Origin of the sequence: Bradyrhizobium sp. (genome assembly GCF_047605465.1) — a bacterium.
In the GTDB taxonomy this organism is placed as follows: domain Bacteria; phylum Pseudomonadota; class Alphaproteobacteria; order Rhizobiales; family Xanthobacteraceae; genus Bradyrhizobium.
In genome coordinates this window covers 347,166-367,920 of sequence record NZ_JASGFS010000003.1, presented here as the reverse complement: position 1 = coordinate 367,920, position 20,755 = coordinate 347,166, and the positions used below count along the sequence as shown (strand labels likewise).

19 protein-coding genes are annotated in these 20,755 nt (G+C 66.5%); 17 read left to right on the top strand and 2 right to left on the bottom strand.

The window, feature by feature from the left end; translation table 11 throughout:
• Window positions 1-183 precede the first annotated feature (183 nt).
• The 9 genes from QM712_RS05480 to QM712_RS05440 all read left to right on the top strand — a co-directional run bounded on the left by QM712_RS05480 (window position 184) and on the right by QM712_RS05440 (window position 9,127).
• Complete coding sequence (locus QM712_RS05480) at window positions 184-1,095, top strand: IclR family transcriptional regulator (protein WP_415022024.1); 912 nt, start codon at window positions 184-186, stop codon at window positions 1,093-1,095.
• A gap of 140 nt (window positions 1,096-1,235) precedes the next feature.
• Window positions 1,236-2,480: an ABC transporter substrate-binding protein gene (locus QM712_RS05475; protein ID WP_415022023.1), complete on the top strand. Its 1,245-nt coding sequence runs from the start codon at window positions 1,236-1,238 to the stop codon at window positions 2,478-2,480.
• A 95-nt stretch (window positions 2,481-2,575) separates the two neighbouring features.
• Entirely contained in the window at window positions 2,576-3,451 is an 876-nt protein-coding gene (locus tag QM712_RS05470; RefSeq protein ID WP_415022022.1) for a branched-chain amino acid ABC transporter permease, read from the top strand.
• Window positions 3,448-5,988, top strand: coding sequence for an ATP-binding cassette domain-containing protein (locus tag QM712_RS05465; protein WP_415022021.1), 2,541 nt, complete (start codon window positions 3,448-3,450; stop codon window positions 5,986-5,988). The genes QM712_RS05470 and QM712_RS05465 overlap by 4 nt, the downstream gene beginning before the upstream one ends.
• Before the next feature lie 12 nt (window positions 5,989-6,000).
• Window positions 6,001-6,954: a sugar ABC transporter substrate-binding protein gene (locus QM712_RS05460; protein ID WP_415022020.1), complete on the top strand. Its 954-nt coding sequence runs from the start codon at window positions 6,001-6,003 to the stop codon at window positions 6,952-6,954.
• A 324-nt stretch (window positions 6,955-7,278) separates the two neighbouring features.
• The gene (locus tag QM712_RS05455) at window positions 7,279-7,944 is read left to right on the top strand and encodes a hypothetical protein (protein ID WP_415022019.1); all 666 of its coding nucleotides are present in this window, start codon (window positions 7,279-7,281) and stop codon (window positions 7,942-7,944) included.
• Entirely contained in the window at window positions 7,941-8,204 is a 264-nt protein-coding gene (locus QM712_RS05450; protein ID WP_415022018.1) for an HGGxSTG domain-containing protein, read from the top strand. Before QM712_RS05455 ends, QM712_RS05450 begins: the two co-directional genes overlap by 4 nt.
• A gap of 153 nt (window positions 8,205-8,357) precedes the next feature.
• The gene (locus QM712_RS05445) at window positions 8,358-8,714 is read left to right on the top strand and encodes a response regulator (RefSeq protein WP_415022017.1); all 357 of its coding nucleotides are present in this window, start codon (window positions 8,358-8,360) and stop codon (window positions 8,712-8,714) included.
• Between the two features lie 128 nt (window positions 8,715-8,842).
• Window positions 8,843-9,127 (top strand): hypothetical protein, encoded by a 285-nt coding sequence (locus QM712_RS05440; RefSeq protein ID WP_415022016.1) that lies wholly within the window; start codon window positions 8,843-8,845, stop codon window positions 9,125-9,127.
• A gap of 33 nt (window positions 9,128-9,160) precedes the next feature.
• Here the strand turns inward: QM712_RS05440 and QM712_RS05435 are convergent, their stop codons facing one another.
• Complete coding sequence (locus tag QM712_RS05435; RefSeq protein WP_415022015.1) at window positions 9,161-9,859, bottom strand: TetR/AcrR family transcriptional regulator; 699 nt, start codon at window positions 9,857-9,859, stop codon at window positions 9,161-9,163.
• 143 nt (window positions 9,860-10,002) lie between these two features.
• Between QM712_RS05435 and QM712_RS05430 the strand changes: the two genes are divergently transcribed.
• From QM712_RS05430 to QM712_RS05395, 8 genes are all read left to right on the top strand, one after another.
• Window positions 10,003-12,288: a TonB-dependent siderophore receptor gene (locus QM712_RS05430; protein WP_415022014.1), complete on the top strand. Its 2,286-nt coding sequence runs from the start codon at window positions 10,003-10,005 to the stop codon at window positions 12,286-12,288.
• A gap of 33 nt (window positions 12,289-12,321) precedes the next feature.
• The gene (locus QM712_RS05425; RefSeq protein WP_415022013.1) at window positions 12,322-13,443 is read left to right on the top strand and encodes a PepSY-associated TM helix domain-containing protein; all 1,122 of its coding nucleotides are present in this window, start codon (window positions 12,322-12,324) and stop codon (window positions 13,441-13,443) included.
• The gene (locus tag QM712_RS05420; RefSeq protein WP_415022012.1) at window positions 13,440-13,640 is read left to right on the top strand and encodes a hypothetical protein; all 201 of its coding nucleotides are present in this window, start codon (window positions 13,440-13,442) and stop codon (window positions 13,638-13,640) included. The genes QM712_RS05425 and QM712_RS05420 overlap by 4 nt, the downstream gene beginning before the upstream one ends.
• A 131-nt stretch (window positions 13,641-13,771) precedes the next feature.
• The gene (locus tag QM712_RS05415; protein ID WP_415022011.1) at window positions 13,772-15,016 is read left to right on the top strand and encodes an MFS transporter; all 1,245 of its coding nucleotides are present in this window, start codon (window positions 13,772-13,774) and stop codon (window positions 15,014-15,016) included.
• 76 nt (window positions 15,017-15,092) lie between these two features.
• Entirely contained in the window at window positions 15,093-16,286 is a 1,194-nt protein-coding gene (locus QM712_RS05410) for a M20/M25/M40 family metallo-hydrolase (protein WP_415022010.1), read from the top strand.
• Between the two features lie 74 nt (window positions 16,287-16,360).
• Window positions 16,361-17,449, top strand: a complete 1,089-nt coding sequence (locus QM712_RS05405) for a mandelate racemase/muconate lactonizing enzyme family protein (RefSeq protein ID WP_415022009.1) — start codon at window positions 16,361-16,363, stop codon at window positions 17,447-17,449.
• A gap of 173 nt (window positions 17,450-17,622) precedes the next feature.
• Window positions 17,623-18,771, top strand: a complete 1,149-nt coding sequence (locus QM712_RS05400) for an amidohydrolase (RefSeq protein ID WP_415022056.1) — start codon at window positions 17,623-17,625, stop codon at window positions 18,769-18,771.
• A gap of 185 nt (window positions 18,772-18,956) precedes the next feature.
• Window positions 18,957-20,483 carry an efflux transporter outer membrane subunit gene (locus QM712_RS05395; RefSeq protein ID WP_415022055.1) on the top strand — a complete coding sequence of 509 codons (1,527 nt, stop codon included), beginning with the start codon at window positions 18,957-18,959 and terminating at the stop codon, window positions 20,481-20,483.
• Here the strand turns inward: QM712_RS05395 and QM712_RS05390 are convergent.
• Window positions 20,473-20,754 (bottom strand): hypothetical protein, encoded by a 282-nt coding sequence (locus QM712_RS05390; protein ID WP_415022008.1) that lies wholly within the window; start codon window positions 20,752-20,754, stop codon window positions 20,473-20,475. The genes QM712_RS05395 and QM712_RS05390 overlap by 11 nt on opposite strands.
• Window position 20,755 lies beyond the last annotated feature (1 nt).

Here is a 20,755-nt window from a genome sequence, read left to right as displayed (position 1 = left end):
CCGCGCACGGCGACGTGGCCGTCATTGAGCCGCCGGCACCCTATTTCTCATAATGCTGTACGTCAATTTATATTGTGATAGGCTTGCGCCCCAGGAAACGCGGGCCCCGCACCGACGGCTGCACGGTTGCGTGCTACTGTCGAACGAACGGAGTCATGACGGATTCACCAGAAGGGGCCTTCCTTGAGATCGCGTACCAAGCCTACGACCCGCGAGAAGCCTGCAACGCCACGCAAGGCTACGATCGCCAAGCTGATCCCCGCGCCGCAAGCCGATGGCGACGACGAGGCCGACGACAAGCAGCGCAGCGGCGGCGTTCAGTCGCTCGGCCGCGCCTTCTCGATCCTCGAAGAAGTCGCCCGGCATCGCGAAGGGATCGGGCTTGCGGAGCTGAGCAAGCTCGTCGGCCTGCACAACTCGACCACCTTTCACCTGGCGAAGACGCTGGTCTCGCTCGGCTACCTCCGTCAGGAAAAGGACAACAAGCGCTACCGCATTGGCCGCCCGCTGTTCGCGCTCGCAGCCAGCGCGCTCGACGAGATCGAGATGGTCAACGTCGCAACTCCGGTGCTCGAGGAGCTGTCGCGGGAAACCAGCGAAAGCAGCCATTTCGCAGTGCGGATGGGCGATGCCGTGGTCGTCATCGCACGCACCAGCGGTCCCGGCGCATTTCAATTGACCGACCGGGTCGGCGTCGTGCGCCCGGCCCATTGCACCGCGCTCGGCAAGATCATCCTTGCCTCGCTCCGTCCCGACCAACTCACGCGCTTCCTCGCTCGCACGGAGCTGAAACCATCCACGCCGAAATCCATCACCGATGCCGGCGTGCTGACACGCGAGATCGCCGAGGTGCAGCGCACCGGCGTCGCCTTCGATGACGGCGAGTTCAATCCCGAAGTGCGCTGCGTCGCTGTACCCGTGACCGATTTCACCGGGCGGGTGATCGGCGCTCTCGGCATTTCCGGCCCGATCTGGCGGCTCTCCAACCAGGCGCTGCACGCAAGCGCGCAGGTGGTGCAGGCCGCGGCCGACCGACTGTCGGCCGAATTCGGCGCAAAGGGCTCGGCGCGCACGGCACTTCCGCAAAAGGTCTGAGGCGCCTGCGGGCGACGATTTTGCCGGTTGACACCGGCGGCGGCGTTCGGGATTATCTTCCAGCATTAAAAAAACGTCTCTCACAATGTCGTATACCGAGATTGAAGAGAGGCACGCGATGCACCGGGAGGAGAGAGAAGATGATCCGCACCAGCCGACGGACGTTGTTGAGGGCGGGCGCAGCCTTTGCAGGCGCGTCCGCATTGGGATTTCCGGCGATCGTGAGGGCCCAGGCCGAGAAGATCCGCATCGGGCACCTGACGCCGCTCACCGGCTTCCTCGGCGTGATCGGCAGCTACGCGCAACTCGGCGTGAAGCTCGCTGCCGAGGAGATCAACCAGTCCGGCGGCATCCTGGGCAAGCAGATCGAGCTGCTCTCGGAAGACTCGATCAACCCCGCCACGGCCGCGACCAAGGCGCAGCGCATGCTGGAGCAGGATGGCGCCGTGGTGCTGCTCGGCGAAATCTCCTCAGCCTCGTCCCTCACGATCATGCAGGTGGCCGAGCGCAACAAGAAGGTGTTCTTCTCGACCGGCGCGCGCTCGGACGCGCTGCGCGGCAAGAACTGCAACAAGTACTCCTTCCACTGCGACATCCCCAACACCGTGATGGTCAACGCGGTCGGCACCGCGCTGGCGCAGAAGGGCATGGTGAAGGGCAAGAAGTTCTTTACACTCACCGCGGACTACATCTTCGGCCATGACCTGCTCAAGGCCGCGAAGGCGTTCTTCGGCACGCACGAGGCCAGCCTGATCGGCGACGAGCTGATCGCCACCGACGTCACCGATTTCAGCCCCTATCTGCTGAAGGTGCGGCAGGCCAAGCCCGACGTGGTCTGCTGCAATCTCGCCGGCAACCAGGTCACCAATCTCGTCAAGCAATATGCCGAGTTCGGCTTTCCCTACCCGCTGGTCGGCTTCAACCTCAACACCGGCGATGCCTGGGCCGCCGGCGCGGGCAATCTCAGCGGCACCTGGCCCACAGTCTGGTACCACACGCTGGACAACCCGGCCTCGCAGGCCTTCGTCGCGACCTTCACCAAGAAATACGGCAAGCCGCCGGAGAACCACGCCTGGATCGAATACGTCACGCTCAAGCTGCTGGCGGAGGCGATCGGCAACACGAAGTCGACGGATAGCGGCGAGCTGATCGCCTATTTCGAGAAGCAGTCGCAGTTCGACATCATGAAGGCGCGCAAGGCCTATTTCCGCTCCTGGGATCACCAGATGGTCCAGGAGGCTTACCCGTTCACCGTGAAGCCCAAGGACAAGATGAAGGACCAGTGGGACATGCTGGTGCTGGGCGATGCGGTGCCGGCGGCGAACGATCCGCTGGAATCGATCTATCCGACCAGGGAACAGAATCCCTGCGAGATGAAGGCCTGAGGCGCGGCTGAAGCGCAAGCGAACCGATTGGCGTCCGCGGCGCCGGCCCTGCCGGCGCCGCTTTGCCGGGCAGCGGTCAGGGCGACGGACGAAACATGCAGATCGAGTTCTTGCTGGAACAGGTGGTGAATGGCCTCGTGCTCGGAGGCTATTACCTTCTCATCGCACTCGGCCTGTCGCTGATCTTCTCCGTCGGCGGCATCGTCAACCTCGCACACGGCGCGTTCTACGCACTCGGCGCCTATGTCTTCGTCGCGCTCACGCATCATCTCGACTTCGGCGCCTCCGTCGTGATCTCGCCGCTCGCGGTCGCCCTGCTCGGCATCCTCTTCGAACGCTTCATCCTGCGCCGCTTCTACACGGCGGACCCGATCCTCAGCCTGCTCGTGACCTTCGGCCTTGCGATGGTCGCCGAGCAGTCGATCCGCATGATCTGGGGCGCGGCGCCCGTGTCGGCCGAGATTCCGCAGAGCTTCCGCGGCTCGGTCATCGTCGGCGATTTCCTGTTCTCGCGCTATCGCCTCCTGATCCTCGGCGTCGTGGCGGCCGTCCTGGCCGGCGTATGGCTGCTGCTGCACAAGACCTCGTTCGGCCGCGTGGTGCGCGCCGGCATCCAGCGACCGGACATGGTCGCCGCGCTCGGAATCAGGCTTCAGCCCTACATGACCGCGATCGTCATGCTCGGCGTCGGCATGGCCGCGCTCGGCGGCGCCTTCTTCGCACCGATCACGACCGTGCATCCGGCGATGGGCGCCGAGATCATGACGGTCGCCTTCGTCGTCGTCGTGATCGGCGGCCTCGGCAGCTTCTGGGGCGTCGTCATCGCCGCCCTCCTCGTCGGCGTCGTGCGCGGCGTCGCCATCCATTTCGAGCCGGCGGCGGGCGAGGCCTCGATCTACATCCTGATGTTCCTGGTGCTGCTGGTGCGTCCGCGCGGGCTGCTCGGCGAACGCATCGAGAAGTTCGAATGACCCGCGCCTCCGCCATCGACAAGCTCAAGCCGCTGCTGATCGCAACGATCGCGGTCGTCGCGCTTCCCTTCCTGCTGAAGGCGCTCGGCCTGTCCTTGAACACCGGCACCTGGATGATCGGACTGGCGATCGCCGCCATGGGGCTCAATCTGTGCATCGGCTATACCGGCCTCGTGTCCTTCGGGCACAGCACCTGGTTCGGCATCGGCGCCTATGCCGCCGGGCTGATCCAGCTTCATTTGTTTCCCGGCGAGATCTGGCTGCCCCTGCTCGGCTCGATGGCCGTCGTCGCCGTCGCGTCGGCGATAACAGGCATGCTGATCCTGCGCAGGCGCGGCGTCTATTTCTCGCTGCTGACGCTCGCGCTGGCCGCGCTGGTCTACACCACCGCTTTCCGCTGGACGAGCCTGACCGGCGGCGAGGATGGGCTCGGCGGCCTCAAGCGCGGCAATCTCGGCCCAATCAGCCTCGATGGCGCCCTCGGCTATTACGCGGTGGTCGCGGCGATCGGGCTCGTCGTGCTCTACGTGCTGATGCGGCTGGTGCGCTCGCCGTTCGGCCACGTGCTGGTCGCGATCCGCGAGAACCAGCTCCGCGCGAGCTTCCAGGGCTATCCGGTCGAGCGCTACAAGCTCGTCGTGTTCGTGATCTCCGCCGTCGTGACCGGACTTGCCGGCGCGCTGATCGCCTTCCTCAACTACCTCGTCTCCGCCGAAGCCGTCTCGGTGCCGTTCGCCGGCGAGTTGCTCGCCATGGTCGTCATCGGCGGGATGCGCAGCCTGCTCGGACCTGCGCTCGGCGCGGTGTTCTTCATCCTGTTCCGCGAACTGTTCTCGATCTGGACGTCTGACTGGCTGTTCTGGTTCGGACTGATCTTCGTGGCCTTCGTGATGTATTCGCCCGGCGGCCTCGTCGGCATCGGTGCGCTGATCAGGCAGCGCTTCCGTCCCGCCGCGGAGGAGACGGCGGCCATGAGCCGGCGCAGGATCTATGACGGCCTGCCGCTGCCCGATTTCCTGCGGCCGGAGGCACTGAAGGGCACGGTGCTCGAGGTCAGCGGCGTGTCGAAGACGTTCGGCGGCATCCGCGCGGTCGAGAACGCGAGCCTCGCCGTGACCGCGGGCGAGATCCATGCGCTGATCGGACCGAACGGCGCCGGCAAGACCACGCTGTTCAACCTCGTCTCCGGTCTCTACACGCCGGATCGGGGCACGATCCGGCTCGGCGGCCGCGACATCGCCGGCGTGCCGGCGAACCTGATCTGCCATCGGGGGCTGGCGCGGTCGTTCCAGATCACCAACCTGTTTCGCGGCCTGACCATCTACGAGAACCTCCGCCTGTCGCTGCAGGCGCGCCGCGCGATGCGCTTCAACATCTGGAACGACATCGATGCCTATGAGGAGATCCACGCCGAGACCGCCGCGCTGACGAAATTCCTCGGCCTCGAGGGCATCGAGACGATCGAGGGCGGCGAGCTGTCCTATGGCGGCCAGCGGCTGGTCGACCTCGGCATCGCGCTCGGCTCCAAGCCGCAGGTGCTGCTGCTCGACGAGCCGCTCGCCGGCCTTGCCGCCGCGGAGCGCGAACGCGTGTCCAACCTCGTCAGGAACATCGCCGCGAACATTCCCGTGCTGATCGTCGAGCACGACATCGACCGCGTGCTCGCCTTCTCGCAGGCCGTGACCGTCATGAACCAGGGCGAGGTGCTGATGTCCGCCTGCCCCGCGGCAGTACGGGCCGACCTGCGCGTGCAGGAGATCTATACCGGCAAAGGCATCCCGGCCGTGGGGCACCGGCGCGCCGAAGAGGCCACCGGTCCGCACGACACGGTGCTGCGCCTCGACCGCGTCAACACCTTCTACGGCAAGAGCCACATTCTCAACGACGCCGCGCTCGACGTGCGCGAGGGCGAGATCGTCGCGCTGCTCGGCCGCAACGGCGCTGGCAAGTCGACGCTGCTGAAGACCATCGCCGGTCTCGTGCCGGCGGCATCGGGGACGATCGCCTATCGCGGCGACGATCTCGCGGGCGTCGCCGCGCCCGACATCGCGCGCCGCGGCATCGGCTACGTGCCGCAGGGGCGCGGCCTGTTCGCCGGCATGAGCGTGCGCGAGAACCTCGCGCTCGGCCGCCTCGCGCGCAAGACCGACGGCAGCGACGGCGTCGTGTGGGACGAGGAGCAGATCCTGCACTATTTCCCGCGCCTGAAGGAGCGCATGAACGTGGCGGCCGATTATCTCTCCGGCGGCGAGCAGCAGATGGTCGCGGTCGCCCGCGCCATGTCGGGCAATGTTCGCTTGCTGCTGCTCGACGAGCCGTTCGAGGGACTCGCACCGGCGGTGACGCTGGAACTGTTCAAGGTGTTCGACCAGCTCCGCCGGCACATGTCGATCGTGATCGTCGAGCACAATCTCGATCTCGTGCTCGCGCTCGCCGATCGCGTCTTCGCGCTCGAGCGCGGCGCCGTGTTCCACCAGGGCCCAGCGGCGCCGCTGCTCAACGATCTCGGCTATCGCAAGCAGATCCTCTGGCTCTGACGGAGCTTCGCCATGCGCCTGCTCGTCACACTCGTGCTCGGCTGCAGCGTCCTTGCAGGCCTCCCCGCCCGCGCAGCCGATGCGCCGGTGATCGCGGTCTTCACCAAGAACACCACCAATCCCGCCTATGAGGCGTTTCGCATCGCAGCCGACAAGGCCGCCGGTGCGGCGGGAGCGCGAACCATCCATTTGGTGCCGAAGCAGCCGGACAATGTCGACGAGCAGCAGGCGATGGTCGAGCAGGTGCTGAAGGACCGTCCCAGCATCGTGGTCTTCATTCCCGTCGACGACGTCGCCATGGTCGAGTCCGTGAAGCGGCTGAACGAGGCGAACATTCCGGTCGTGCTCGCGTCGAATCCGTTGCCCGGCCGCTTCGTCACCTATGTCGGCGCGGACGATTTCGAGATCGGCTATCGGGAAGCGCGCTATCTGTTCGAGAAGATGGGCGGCAAGGGCCGCATCGTGGTGATCGAGGGCACCGCGGGCGCACCGACCAACCGCGAGCGCCTGCGCGGCTACAAGCGCGCCTTCGCCGAATATCCGGGTATCGAGGTGCTGGCCTCCGCCGTCGGCAACTATCAACAGCCGGACGCCAGGCGCGTCATGGCGCAACTCCTGAAGGAACATGCATCGATCGACGCGGTGCTGTCGGCCAACGACAGCATGGCGCTCGGCGCGCTGGAGGCGCTGAAGGACGCCGACCGCCACGCCATCGTGATGGGCATCAACGGCATCCTGCCGGCCGTGAAGCAGATCGAGGCCGGCAACATGCTCGCCAGCGTCGATTTCAACATGTTCAAGATCGGCTGCACCGCGACGATGGCGGCGCTGCGCTATCTCAAGCACGAGGCGTTGCCGGAGAAGATCATGCTGCCGGCCGAAGTCATCGACAAATCGAACTATCAGGCCTGGCTGGTGCCGGTGCCGCAACGGAACTGCCCGGACTGGAGCGACGTCGTTCGCTGAGCCTGTCGCTCGCCTTGCGCTCCCACGACCAGCCAGCCAGCCGGCGGGCGGCCCAGACAAAATCGCGAAAACAACCCCATGCACAGTAGGCCGCGCCGATGAGGACCGGCCTCATCTCCTGCGCAAGGCCATTTGACACGTCGGGCAAAACACCGGCACGATGGCATCATCGCAGCAGCTCGATCGTGTCCTGCCCCGACTGAGCGTCGGCGCCACGACACGGCTGCGCCCAAGCCCTTCACTCACATCCCGACAATCGCAACCCGCGCAGCGACGGCTCGCGCGCATGACGCCCGCGCGACCGCGCCGGCGAAAGGACACGACATGACGACATCCCCGACACGAACCGATTCGACACCGATGGCGGCAAACCACCGCGGCGGCTCCGCCGCGAGCCCCCGCATCAAGCTCTACAAGCGGCGGATTGCGATCGACCATCCCGACCCGCAGGCCGGCGAAAGACTGCTGGCCGAGGCGCTCGGCGCCGTCGATCGCGACGCGCTGCATGGCCTGCTCAGGCAATTGGTGAAGGTCGGCGCGATCGGGCAGAGGCCGGATCAAGGCAATCTCGCCTTCATGATCTCGATGATCAAGAGCATCGCGCCGAGAGATTCGATCGAGGCGATGCTTGTAGCGCAGATGGTGTGCATTCACGTCACCGCGATGCGATGTGCCCACCATCTCGCCTGCGCCGGAGACCTCGCCGGCCAGGACAGCGCCTCGCGCGCGCTGGGCAAGCTCATGCGGATCTTCCCCGCGCAGATCGAGGCGCTCAATCGCTACCGCAACAACGGCGAACGCGCCATCACGGTCGAGAGCCTGGCGGTACAGGACCACAGCGCAGCGATCACGGACAGCGTCGCGCCCCAGATCGCCCCACCGGCTCCGGAACGTTCCCTGGCCGACGCGACGACGAGCGCGCCGACCGTTCCGGCAATCGGGGCAATGCAGAGCACGCAACGTGGCCGCGAGCCGATCGGCGTGACATGAGCCACACGCGCAACACCGGCGCGATGCGGGCGAGCCGGCGCTGCGGCGCCAGGACCCGCAACGGCGTTCCATGCCGCATGCCGGCGCTGCGAGGCAAGGCGCGCTGCCGGATGCATGGCGGCGCCGAAGGATCCGGCGCACCACCGGGAAACCGGAATGCCATGAAGCATGGCGTCTTCACCAGCGAGGCGATCGATGCGCGGAAATCCGTTCGCGCGCTCCTGATCGATGCGCAGCGTTTGCTGCGTGAGCTCGGCTGAATTGCGGCTGAAATCTGCACGGGGCACAGCAGGCAAAGAAAGCGACTTCGACAGAGATTCTGCAACTTGCGCGCGTGGAACTCGGCGCACCTTACCGGGAACAGATTTGGCCTCCACGCACTTAACAACAGACAAAAACAGTGAGGTGCGTCCATGGGCCAGTCGAAACCGCTCCGCCCGATCGCGATCGTGGTCGAGGACGACGATATTCAACGCGAAATGCTCACGCTGCTCCTCGAGCAGAGCAACTTCGATGTGCTGCAATGCGAGGATGCCGAAACCGCAGCGCTGGCGCTGAAGATGAGGCACCCTGCCCTGATGGTCACCGACATCAATCTCGTCGGAAAGATGGACGGCGTGGATCTGGCTCACTATGCCCAGCAGCAGGATCCGGACGTACGGATCATCGTGATCTCAGGACGGCCGCTTCCCCGGCCCCTGCCAGCGGGCGCGAAATTCTTCACCAAGCCGGTGTTCCCGACGACGCTGCTCAAGGAAGCAGCACAATAGCGGCTGTCGAAGTGGGAGACCGCGATATCCGATGATCGGCAGCCGGGATTTGCGGCTGTCCGGGAAAGGCCCTATCGTTGGAACTCCACGGCCGCGCGCCATCGGCGCGGCCTCGACGGGAGGGGTGCATGAACGAACGCGATTTCGAACAGCAGCTCAAGGCCGATGGATTTCAGGAGATCGAATATCAGAAGCTCGATCCGCGCCCGGGCAAGGGACGGCATCGGCATCATTTCGAAATCCGCGGGCTGGTGATTTCCGGAACCTTCGTCGTCAAGCAGACCGATGAAGCCGTTTCCTACCGTCCGGGACAGATATTCTCGGTCGCCGAAGGTGAACTGCACGACGAGTGGATCGAGGCCGGCGGCGCCCATGTTCTCGTCGGCCGCAAGCATACCAAGGCCGGTTCCTGACCATTTGCCTGGCCTGCTCGGAAGCCCGCGCGTCTAGTCCTGCCTGCCGGCCGCGCCGCCCAGAAACAGCTTCCAGGCCTTCTCGAAATACAGCTTGCGTTCTCTTGGCGAGGCCAGCGGCTTGTAGCCGAACATCGCGAGGGTCGTCGGACCGACGATGATGCTGTTGATGAGGAAGTCCGTCACGAAATTGATGTCGCCTGCGACGATGCGCTGATCGGCCTGGGCTTTCATCACGGTCGTGCGCAGCAGCGACATGATCGCATCCGGCTCCGGCTTGGCGTCGCTTCCTGCCGCCACCATCATCTCGCTCGCGGCGATCCGCTTGAAGGCCACCAGTTCCGGATCGAGATTGATGTCGAGCAGGCAGATTGCCAGCTCCTTGAGCTGCGCGAGACTGCTCTGGCCCGATTGCCGGACCTGGAGATCGGACAGACGCGACATGATCCTGCGACGGCTTCTGTCGAGCACGGCATCGAAGATCGCCCGCTTCGAGGGATAGCGCCGGTAGATGGTGTCCTTGCCGGCACCGCATTCCGAGACGACGCGTTCCATCGATGTCGCGGCGTAGCCGTCCCTTGCGAACAGGTTCGCGGCCACCGCCAGGATCCGGTCCTCGATCGCCTGCGCTTCCGCCTTCGTCGGCCGTCCTCCGCGGCCTTCCCGGCGTGGACTGACGCGCGCGCCGGGACGTCCCTTGACGCGCTTGCCGGTCTTGACTGCCCTCTTCATGCCTTCCCCTGCGCGGCTCGGAATCAACCGCTCGACTTTTAATAGTTCTAAATACTCGAAAACACCAACCGCTTAACTGGACAGTTCCGTCCCGTTTTGTTTTAACCCCGGCCGCAGATTTTGGGTGGGGTTACGACATGGGAATGATTAGGGGATCGCAGCGGAGTTTGCGAGGCACGGCGCTTCTGCTCGGTTCGGCTGCCGCTCTGGCACTCGATTGGCCGGCGTTCGCGCAGAGCTCCGCGTTGCCGCCGGTCACGGTGGATGCGCCGCAGGCCCAGCGTCCGGCGCGCGCCGTGACGTCGCAGCGTCAGCAGGCCACGACTCGGCGCGGCACCCGCGCGAGAACGCCTCAGGCCGCGCCCGCGCCGGCCGTCCCCGGCGCGGCGACCACCGCGACAGGCCGCCAGGACACCCGCGACCAAATGTCCGCGACCAACCAGTCGACCGCGACGAAGACGTCCACCCCCGTGCTGGAGACGCCGCAATCGGTCACCACGGTGACGCGCCGGCAGATCGACGAGCAGAATCCCCAGACCGTCGGCAATGCCTTGCGGTACACGGCCGGCGTTCTCTCCGAGGTCGACGCGACGACCCGCTATGACAGCGTGTTCCTGCGCGGCATCGGCGCCTTCGGCACCTCGACCAACTTCGTCAGCTTCCTCGATGGACTGAAGCTGCCCCGCGGCCAGGCCTTCGCGGTGACCTCGATCGACGCATTCCTTCTCGACCGCATCGAAGTCATCAAGGGCCCGTCCGCCGTCCTCTACGGACAGATCAACCCGGGCGGTCTCGTCAACCTCGTCAGCCGCCAGCCGAGCGACGTTCCCTACAGCGAGGCGCGCATCGAAGGCGGCAGCTACGGCCGAATCCAGGGTGGCATCACGAGCCAGGGCGCATTGGACGCCGCGCACCAATGGCTCTACAGCATCAGTGCGATCGGCCGGATGTCCGGCACGCGCTATGACGGGGTCGACGAGCAGCGTTTCGGCGTGGCGCCGGCGATCACATGGCGCCCGGATGCCGACACGCAGTTGACGGTTTCGGGCTTCTACCAGCACGACCCGAAGGGGGGCTATTTCAACTCGCTCTACGCCCAGTCGCTCGCGCCGGCAGCGTATCGGCCCTATCTCAATCGCAACCTCAACGCCGGCGATCCCGGCTTCGACCGGTTCGACCGCGAGCAATCGGGTGTCGGATATGTGTTCGACCGCCGGCTGAACGACGTCGTCAGCTTCCATTCGGCCCTGCGATACACGAAGGTCGACACCGATTTCCAGTCGCTTCAGATGGCGGGCGCGCTGACCGGGGCCGGGACGATCCCTCGTGCGGCGATCAGATCGACCGAGAGCGCCGACGGCATCGCCGCCGACAACCGCCTGCGCTTCGACTTCGGGACGTCTGGTATCGAACACACCGTGCTCGCGGGCTGGGACCAGCAGAACACCCACAGTTCGTGGCTCTATCAATTCGGCGGCGCGACGTCGCTCGACGTCGTGAATCCAGTCTATTACCAGCCCGTCGGCGCACTCACTCCGTTCATCAACAACGACCAGTCGCTGTCCCAGACCGGCATCTACGTCCAGGACCAGATGAAGTTCGGCGGCTTCCGCCTGACGCTCGGGACCCGGCACGACTGGACCGAGCAGACCACCGACAACCGGATCGCCGCGACCAAACAGTCGCAGGACAGCGACAAGCAGACCTATCGCGCGGGCCTGCTCTATCTCTTCGACAACGGTCTCGCGCCCTATGTCAGCTATGCGACGTCGTTCGAACCGACCATCGGGGTCGGGAGCAACGGCCTGCCCTTCGTGCCGACGACGGGCGAGCAGTACGAAGGCGGCCTGAAGTACAAGCCGGCCTTCGCCGACATGCTGTTCACCGCCGCCGTGTTCGACCTGCGCCAGCAGAACACGCTGACGCCGTCCTCGGTCGCGGGATTCAACGTCCAGCAGGGCGAGATCCGCTCGCGCGGCATCGAGCTGGAAGCGCGCGGCAAGGTCACGGAGAACATCGAGATCGTCGCGGCCTCGACCTTCCTCGACACCAAAGTCACCCGATCGACCGACCTGACCACGATCGGCAAGCGTCCGCAGGCCGTGCCGGCGCATTTCGAATCGCTGTGGGTCAATTACAGCTTCCTGACCGGCAGCGTCGCCGGCCTAAGCCTCGGCGGCGGCGTCCGCTCGGTCGGCCCGAGCTACGGCGACGACGTCAACAGCCTCGTCACGCCGGGCTACGTCGTGTTCGACGCCGCGGCGAGATACGACCTCGTCAACCTCGTGCGGGCCTGGAAGGGCGCGGAGCTGACGATCAACGTCACCAACCTCTTCGACAAGAGCTACTACACGAGCTGCAGCTCCAACTTCTACTGCCAGTTCGGCAACGGCCGCATGGTGCTTGCGGGCCTGCGCTACAGGTGGTGATCGCATGGCGCTGCCGATGATGTTGCCGCGACCATGAAGGCGCGACGGCTTCGGGGGTGGTCGTGGATTCATAAATGGAGCAGCCTGATCTGCACGATCTTCGCGCTGCTGCTGTGTCTCACCGGCCTCCCCCTCATTTTCCACGAGGAGCTGGGGCCTAACCCCGCGCTCGAGAAAGTGGCCGACGGCAGCACGCGCGCATCCGTCGACGCGATGATCGCCCAGGCGCTCGCCGAGCGGCCGGGCGAGATCGTGCCGTACCTGTTCTACGATCGCGAGAAGCCGATCGTGAAAGTACCAACGGCCGCCAGCGTGACGTCCGCGCCGGACACGTTCTTCTACAAGGTCTTCGACATCAGAACCGGCAAGGCGCTCGCGACCGATCAACCCAACGAGGGCTTCATCTACGTCATGCTGCGACTTCATGCCGACCTATTCGCCGGCATCAAGGGCACGCTGTTCCTCGGCGCGATGGGACTTCTGCTGACGCTTTCGATCGTGTCCGGCATGGTCCTCTACGGTCCGTTCGCCCGACGCCTCGCCTTCGGCGAAGTGCGCAAGCGGCACAGCAACCGGCTGCGCTGGCTCGACCTGCACAATCTGCTCGGCATCATCACCCTGGCCTGGTTCGGCATCATCACGCTGACGGGCGTGATCAATACGCTGGCCGCGCCGATCGAACTGATGTGGCAGTCGAACCAGCTCATCGACATGGCGGCGCAAAGCCAGGGCAAGGCGGCCGGCGATCAGAAAGCTCCGGTCGATCTTGTGCTGGCGAGAGTTCGCGCGGCGGAGCCGGGAATGACGGTGATGACACTCGCTTTCCCCGGCACGCCGTTCTCCACGCCCCATCACTACGCCGCGTTCCTGACCGGCGACACGCCGCTGACCAGCCGCATCCTCAAGCCCGCCATCGTCGACGCAGCCAGCGGAGAGGTCGTCGCGGTTCGCGACATGCCGTGGTACGCGACCGCCCTGTTCGTCTCGCAGCCGCTCCATTTCGGCGATTACGGCGGATTGCCGCTGAAGATCATCTGGGCCGTGCTCGACATCATCACCATCATCATCCTGATCAGCGGCCTGTATCTCTGGCTTGCCAAATGGCGCGGCAAAGCGGTGGTTGCCGATGGAGCCGCGGCGGAGTTCGCGCGATGACGCCGGACCATGCCGGCCGCGCTCTCTGGAGGATCCCCGCGCTGCTGGCGCTGGTGACGACGTTCGGCCTGCTGGCGGCGCTGATCGGCGAAGGCGGGATCTGGTGGGCGCTTTCGTGGATCGCCCTGGCGATACCTTGCGTCTGCAGCGGCTATTATCTCGTTCGCGGCCTCTCACCATCGGCCCGGGAGCGCTGACTGCGCGGACGCCTCGGATGACCCCCGACATCCCGTCTGGTCGCCCCTGCGTGAACGCGACCTCTCCCGCCATTGGCACCCTCTCCCCAATCGTGTAACCCGACCCGAACCCTTGCCGGGACGGGATATCGATGACTGCGACTGCCACGGATGAAGCGGGAGATGGCTCCCGCGCGCTGATTTTTGCGCTTGTCGCGCTGGCCTGCGGGCACATGCTGTCGACCTTGCTGCGCACCATTCCGGCGGTCAGCCTCGACCTGATGGCGGCGGATTTCCAGATGGAGCCGCAGGCGCTGGCGAGCCTCACCTCGGTCTATCCGTTTGCCTTTGCGGCCGCGCAGATCCCGGTCGGCGCCGCGATGGACCGCTTCGGCGTGCGGCCGGTGTCGCTGAGCCTGCTGGTGGGAACCGTGTTCGGCGCGATCGCCTCCGGCTTCGCGACCGGCCCCGAAAGCTACGCGGTCGGACAGGTGCTGCTAGGCATCGCCACCTCCGGCATGCTGATGTGCCCGATGACGCTGGCGGCGAAGCAATTGTCGGCGGCGCGATTCGGGCTGTGGTCGGGCGCGATCCTCTCGATCGGCAACATCGGCATGCTGCTCTCCTCCAGCCCGCTCGCCTTCGTGGTCGATCAGTACGGCTGGCGCGCCGGGTTCTGGCTCTCGGCGCTGGGCGGCGTGCTCGTCGCGCTGGCCGTGTACATGCTGGTGCCGAGCCAGCCGGCCGAGCACAAGGACGATTCCTCGCCGCTCTCGCAGATGATCGAGGTGCTGCGGCTCGGCCTGTCGCGGCCGCTGCGCGGCCTGATCGCGCTCGCAATGGTATCGCTCGCGACCTCGCTGGTGCTGCGCGGCCTGTGGGGCGGACCATGGCTGATGCAGGTGAAGGGATTGTCGCGGGTCGAGGCCGGCAACCAGCTCGGCCTGTTCACGGTGGCGATGATCGCCGGGCCGCTCTGCGTCGGAATGATCGACCGCCGGTTCGGCCATCGCCGCGCGCTGGTGGCCGGCACGCATCTGGTCGGCGCACTGCTGCTGGCGCTGATGGCTCTCGGCGCGCCGCACTACGCGGTGTCCGTGCTGCTCGGCGTTCCCATGATGCCGCCGCAATACGATCTCGTGCTGTTCGTGCTGATCGGGCTGGCGACCTCCGCGCAGCCGCTGCTGTTCGGCATGTCGCGGCAGCTCGTCGACGCGCAGACCACCGGCAAGGCGCTCGCGGCGATCAACCTCGCCTTCTTCCTCGGCGCGGCCCTGATGCAGTCGCTCACCGGCGCGGTCGCGGCGCTGGCGGGATTGCCGGCGGTGCTGCTGTTCATGGCCGCCGCGCTGCTCGTGGGATCGCTGATCTTCCTGGTCTACACGCGGAATTTCTGAGACCGTTTGAGACCCTTGCGCAGCGGCGCGCGGCGGGAGATGCTGACGCGCAAATCGCACAGGGGAAATGACGTCCATGCCAGTCGACACCCAGGCCGCCACCGACCGCCTCATGCGCTTTCTCTCCGTGGAGGGCGTGACTGGACAGGAGGCCGCGATCGGGCGCGATATCGCCGCGGCGCTGAAGGAGATCGGCGTGCCGGCGAAGGCGATCCGCCTCGACGACGCCAACACGCGCATTCCCGTGCCGACCGAGACCGGCAATCTGATCGTCGACCTGCCCGGGCGCGGCGCGCTGCACAACCAGAAGCGCATCATGTTCATGACCCACATGGACACCGTGCCGCTCTGCGCCGGCGCCAAGCCGAAGAAATCCGGGCGCAAGATCGTCAACGAGGCCAGGACCGCGCTCGGCGGCGACAACCGCTGCGGCTGCGGCGTGCTGGTGACGCTGGCGGCCGAGCTCGAGAAGCAGAAACTCGACCATCCGCCGATCACGCTGCTGTTCTGCGTGCGCGAGGAGAGCGGGCTCTACGGCGCGCGCCACGTCAAGCTGGAGGAGCTGGGTTCGCCGGTGATGGCGTTCAACTATGACGGCGGCTCGGCGTCCAACGTCGTGATCGGCGCGGTCGGCGCCGACCGCTGGAGCGTCGAGATCTTCGGCCGCGCCTCGCATGCCGGCGTCGCGCCGGAGCGCGGCATCTCCTCCACCATGATCATGGCGCTCGCGCTCGCGGACGTGAGAGCCGGCGGCTGGTTCGGCAAGGTGGTGAAGGGCAAGCGGCAGGGAACCAGCAATGTCGGTCCCGTCACCGGCGGCGAGGGCCGCCCCGCGGGCGATGCCACCAACGTCGTCACCGACTACGTGCATGTACGCGGCGAGAGCCGCAGCCACGACGGAAAATTCTTCAAGGAGATCACCAAGGCCTACAAGGCTGCGTTCGAGAAGGCGGCCAAGCGCGTCACCAACGCGCAAGGCAAGTCCGGCCGCGTCAAGTTCAAGGCCGAGACCGACTATCATCCGTTCCGCATGAAGGACACGCTGCCCGTGGTCAAGCGCGCGGTCGAAGCCGTGTCCGCGGTCGGCGGCACGCCGAACGTCCGCACCGCCAATGGCGGGCTGGATGCGAACTGGATGGTGCGTCACGGCATTCCGACCGTGACGTTCGGCGCGGGACAGAACGAGCCGCACACGGTCGACGAATGGATCAATCTCGACGAATACGACCGCGCCTGCGCGCTCGCGTTGCAGATCGCGACGATGCGGTGAGCTGCCTTGCGCGGCGCGCGCTTGCCCGGCGCCGCGCGCGGGCCTAGCCTGCAAAGAAAAAGCAGGGAGGCCGCATGCCGCGCATTTCGACCGTCGAGACCGGATTCTACCGGATCCCCCTCCCCGTCACGCTCTCCGACTCCACGCATGGCGAGATCGCGGCGTTCGAGCTGATCACCTGCCGCATCCGCGATGCCGACGGCGCCGAAGGCGTCGGCTACACCTACACCGTCGGACGCAATGGCGGCGCCGTCGCCGACATCCTCACGCGCGAGATTCCGGGTCTGGTCGAGGGCCGCGAGGCCGACGACACGGAAGCCATCTGGCACCACGTCTGGTGGGGCCTGCATTACGGCGGGCGCGGCGGACCTGCCGTGCTGGCGCTCTCCGCGCTCGACATCGCCCTGTGGGATTTGAAGGCGCGGCGCGCGAACCTGCCGCTGTTCCGCCTGCTCGGCGGGTACGATGCGCGCGTGCCGTGCTACGCCGGCGGCATCGACCTCGATCTCTCGGTCGAGGCGCTGCTCGCGCAGACCGACGGCAATCTCGGCAAGGGCTTTCGCGCCATCAAGATGAAGGTCGGCCGGCCCGACCTCAAATCCGACGTCGCGCGCGTCGCCGCCATGCGAAACCATCTCGGTGACGGCTTTCCGTTGATGGCCGACGCCAACATGAAATGGACGGTCGAGGAAGCGATCCGTGCCGCCCGCGCCTTCGTTCCCTACGACCTCACCTGGCTCGAGGAGCCGATCATCCCCGACGACGTCGCCGGCCATGCCCGCATCATGCAGGCCGGCGGCGTGCCGATCGCAGCGGGCGAAAATCTGCGCTCGCTGTGGGAGTTCAAGAACTACATCGCGGCCGGCGCGGTGTCCTATCCCGAGCCCGACGTCACCAATTGCGGCGGCGTCAGCGCCTTCATGAAGATCGCGCGGCTCGCGGAAGCCTTCAACCTGCCGGTCACCAGCCACGGCGCGCACGACATCACCGTGCATCTGCTCGCCGCCTGCCCGAACCGCTCCTATCTCGAGGCGCACGGTTTCGGGCTCGACAGATACATCGAGCACCCGCTGGTGCTGGAGGACGGCAAGGCGCTGGCACCGGCAAGGCCCGGCCACGGCATCAGCTTCGACTGGAAGGGCCTCGCCAGGCTGTCGCCGTAGCGCCGGCCGTCATGCCCGGGCATCCGCGATCCCGTTCCTGCAAAGCAAGGCGCGGCCGGTCAAGCCCGCCCATGGCGGCACGGCTGCACGCGAGGCATTCGCTGCGGCTTGATTTACCGGCAGGATAATCGGTTATGCTGACGACAGCCGACACCTTGCGAGAGATGCCCGCCTTGACACCCGAGCTGCACCAGAAACTGACCGCGTGGCGCCAGCACCTTCACGCGCATCCGGAACTGTCGCTGCAGGAGACCGCGACGGCCGCCTTCGTGCAGGAGAGGCTCGCCGAGCTCGGCATTCCCTTCGAGGCCGGCATCGGCGGCCACGGCATCGTCGCCACCTTGACGCGCGGGCACGCGCAGGCTCGGGTCGGCCTGCGCGCCGACATGGATGCGCTGCCGATCAAGGAGGACACCGGCCTTCCCTACGCCTCGCGCAATCCCGGCGTGATGCATGCCTGCGGCCATGACGGACACACCACGTCGCTGCTCGGCGCGGCCGCGCTGCTGGTGGCGGACACCAGCTGGAGCGGCACCGTCGATTTCATCTTCCAGCCAGCCGAGGAAGGCTATGGCGGCTCGCGCGCGATGGTCGGCGCGGGCCTGTTCGAGCGCTTTCCGATGACGCGCGTGTTCGGTTTCCACAACTGGCCGGGTCTGGAGGCCGGCACCGTCGCGGTCCATGACGGCGTGGTCATGGCCTCCGCGGGCCGGGTGGTGCTCACGATCGAGGGCCATGCCGGTCACGCCGGCCTGCCGCATCTGTCGCGCGACCCGGTGATGGCGGCGGGACATCTGATCGTCGCGCTGCAATCGATCGTCGCGCGCAGCGTTGATCCGCTCGACACGGCGGTGCTGTCGCTGTGCATGATCCAGGGCGGCACCGCGCCGAACCAGATCGCGGGACAGGTCGAGATCAAGGGCACGCTGCGCACCAACCGGGTGCCGGTGAGGGACGCGATCGTGGCGCGGATCGAGCAGATCTGCGCCGGCGTCGCGACGAGCTTCGACGTCGCCATCACGCCGTCCTTCGTCCACGGCGTCGGCCCGGTGGTCAACACGCCGGCGGAAGCAAGCCTCGCGCGCATCGCGGCGGAGCGCGCGAAGGCGCCGCTGCGCCAGGATCTCCCACCCAGCATGGCCAGCGAGGATTTCGCCTATTATCTGCAGCATCGCCCCGGCGCCTTCGTCTGGATCGGCAACGGACCCCTGCGCGACGGCGCCGAGCTGCACGGCCCGCGCTACGACTTCAACGATGCGATCCTGCCGGTCGCGTCCCGCTGGATGGCGGAAGTCGCCAAGACGGCGCTGACCGCGAACTGAGCGCCGTCCGGTCTTCCGAGATCCGGTCCAATTCCTCTCCCCATGTTCCCTTCACCGCCCGCTTGCCACGGCCGTGGTCGGCGGTATGGTTGCCGCTGCGCTCTTGCTGCTTGGGGGCGGAGAAGGCGTTGGGGGTACGAATCGTGTCAGGCGGAGCCGGACGCCGCGTTGCCGTATCCTGCGCGATGGGCGTTTGGCTCGCCGGCTGCGCGGTCGGCCCCGACTTTTCGCCGCCGCCCGCTCCCGACGTCGCGCGCTTCACGCCCGAGAAGCTGGCCTCTCCCGGCGTCGCCGCCGATGGGCCGCGCGTGCCGCGGCAGCGCTTCGTCGACGGCGCCGACATGCCGGCGCTGTGGTGGGCCGCGTTCCGCTCCAAACCGCTGAACGAACTGATCCGGCTCTCGGTCCAGCACAATCCGTCGCTGCAATCGGCCGAGGCCGCGATCCGCGTCGCCAACTACAATGCGCTGGCGCAGCGCGGCCTGTTCTTCCCGCAGGTCGGCGTCAACTACACGCCGTCCGACCAGCAGGTCTCCAACATGGCGACCGGCAACGCGGTGGATTCACCGCAGTCGCGCTACACGCTGCACACGGTACAGCTCGCCATCAGCTTCGTCCCCGACATCTGGGGCCAGAACGTCCGCGCCGTCGAAAGTCTCGATGCCCAGACCGAGCAGGCGCAGTACCAGCTCGAGGCGGCCTATCTCGCGCTCACCGCCAACGTCGTCACCGCCGCGATCCAGGAGGCTTCGCTGCGCGGCCAGATCGCGGCGACCGAGCGCATCGTCAAGATCGAGCGCGACATCCTCGGTATCCTCAAGAGCCAGTTCAATGCCGGACAGGCCGCCCAGGTCGACGTCCTCACCCAGGAGACCGCGCTGGCGCAGGCCGAACAGACCCTGCCGCCGCTGCAGAAGCAGCTCGCCGTGCAGCGCGACCTCCTCACCGCCCTCGCCGGGCAGTTCTCCGCCGACGAGATCCTGCAGCGCTTCGACCTGCAGCATCTCACCCTGCCCGCCAACCTGCCGGTCAGCCTGCCGAGCACGATGGTGGCGCAGCGTCCCGACGTGCGCGCGGCGGAGGCGAACATGCATTCGGCCAGCGCCCAGATCGGCGTCGCGATCGCGGCGCGGCTGCCCAATCTGACGCTGACCGGCAATCCCGGCACCAGCGCCTTCAAGCCCGCCGAACTGTTCACGCAGGGCACGCTGTTCTACACGGTGGCGGCGAGCGCGACGCAGCCGCTGTTCGACGGCATGACGCTCTATCACAAGCAGAAGGCCGCCGAAGCCTCGCTCGACCAGGCCGAGGCGCTGTATCGCCAGACCGTGATCACCGCGATGCAGAACGTCGCCGATGCGCTGCGCAGCCTGCAGGCCGACGCCCGCTCGGTGCAGGCGGCGATCAAGGCGGAGACCGCCGCCAAGGCGAGCCTCGACATCGTGCAGAAGCAGCTCGTGCTCGGCCAGATCACCCAGGTCACCGTGCTGAACGCGCAGCAGGCCTATTTCAACGCAGCCATCACCCGCGTCCAGGCCGAAGCGACCCGCCTGTCCGACACCGCCGCCCTGTTCATGGCGCTCGGCGGAGGCTGGCCGGCCGAATGCAGGACCAGCGACTGGCGCAGCTGCGTCCTGGGCGATGCAGTGGCGGGGCGAATCGAAGCCGGCGCGGCCGATTCGGGCGCGGGGCGAAAGGCGGCTACCAGATGACGAATGCGCAAAGCAGCGCGAGCGGCAACACGGCAAGCCCGACCGGGACCCAATTGCGCAGATCAGCGGGATTCTTCGGATACCGGAATATCTGGATCGCCACGAAACCGCAGACAAAAGTGCCCAGGAGAAAGCGGAAAAGATCGGAGGGCGTGTCGTAGGCCGTCCACAAACTCTCGTTCTGGGGATGAGCGACGCGGGCCGTAACGACGACGACGACCACGAGAAAAAGTGTCCGTAAAAACAGACCGAGGAACCGCATATGTGCCATC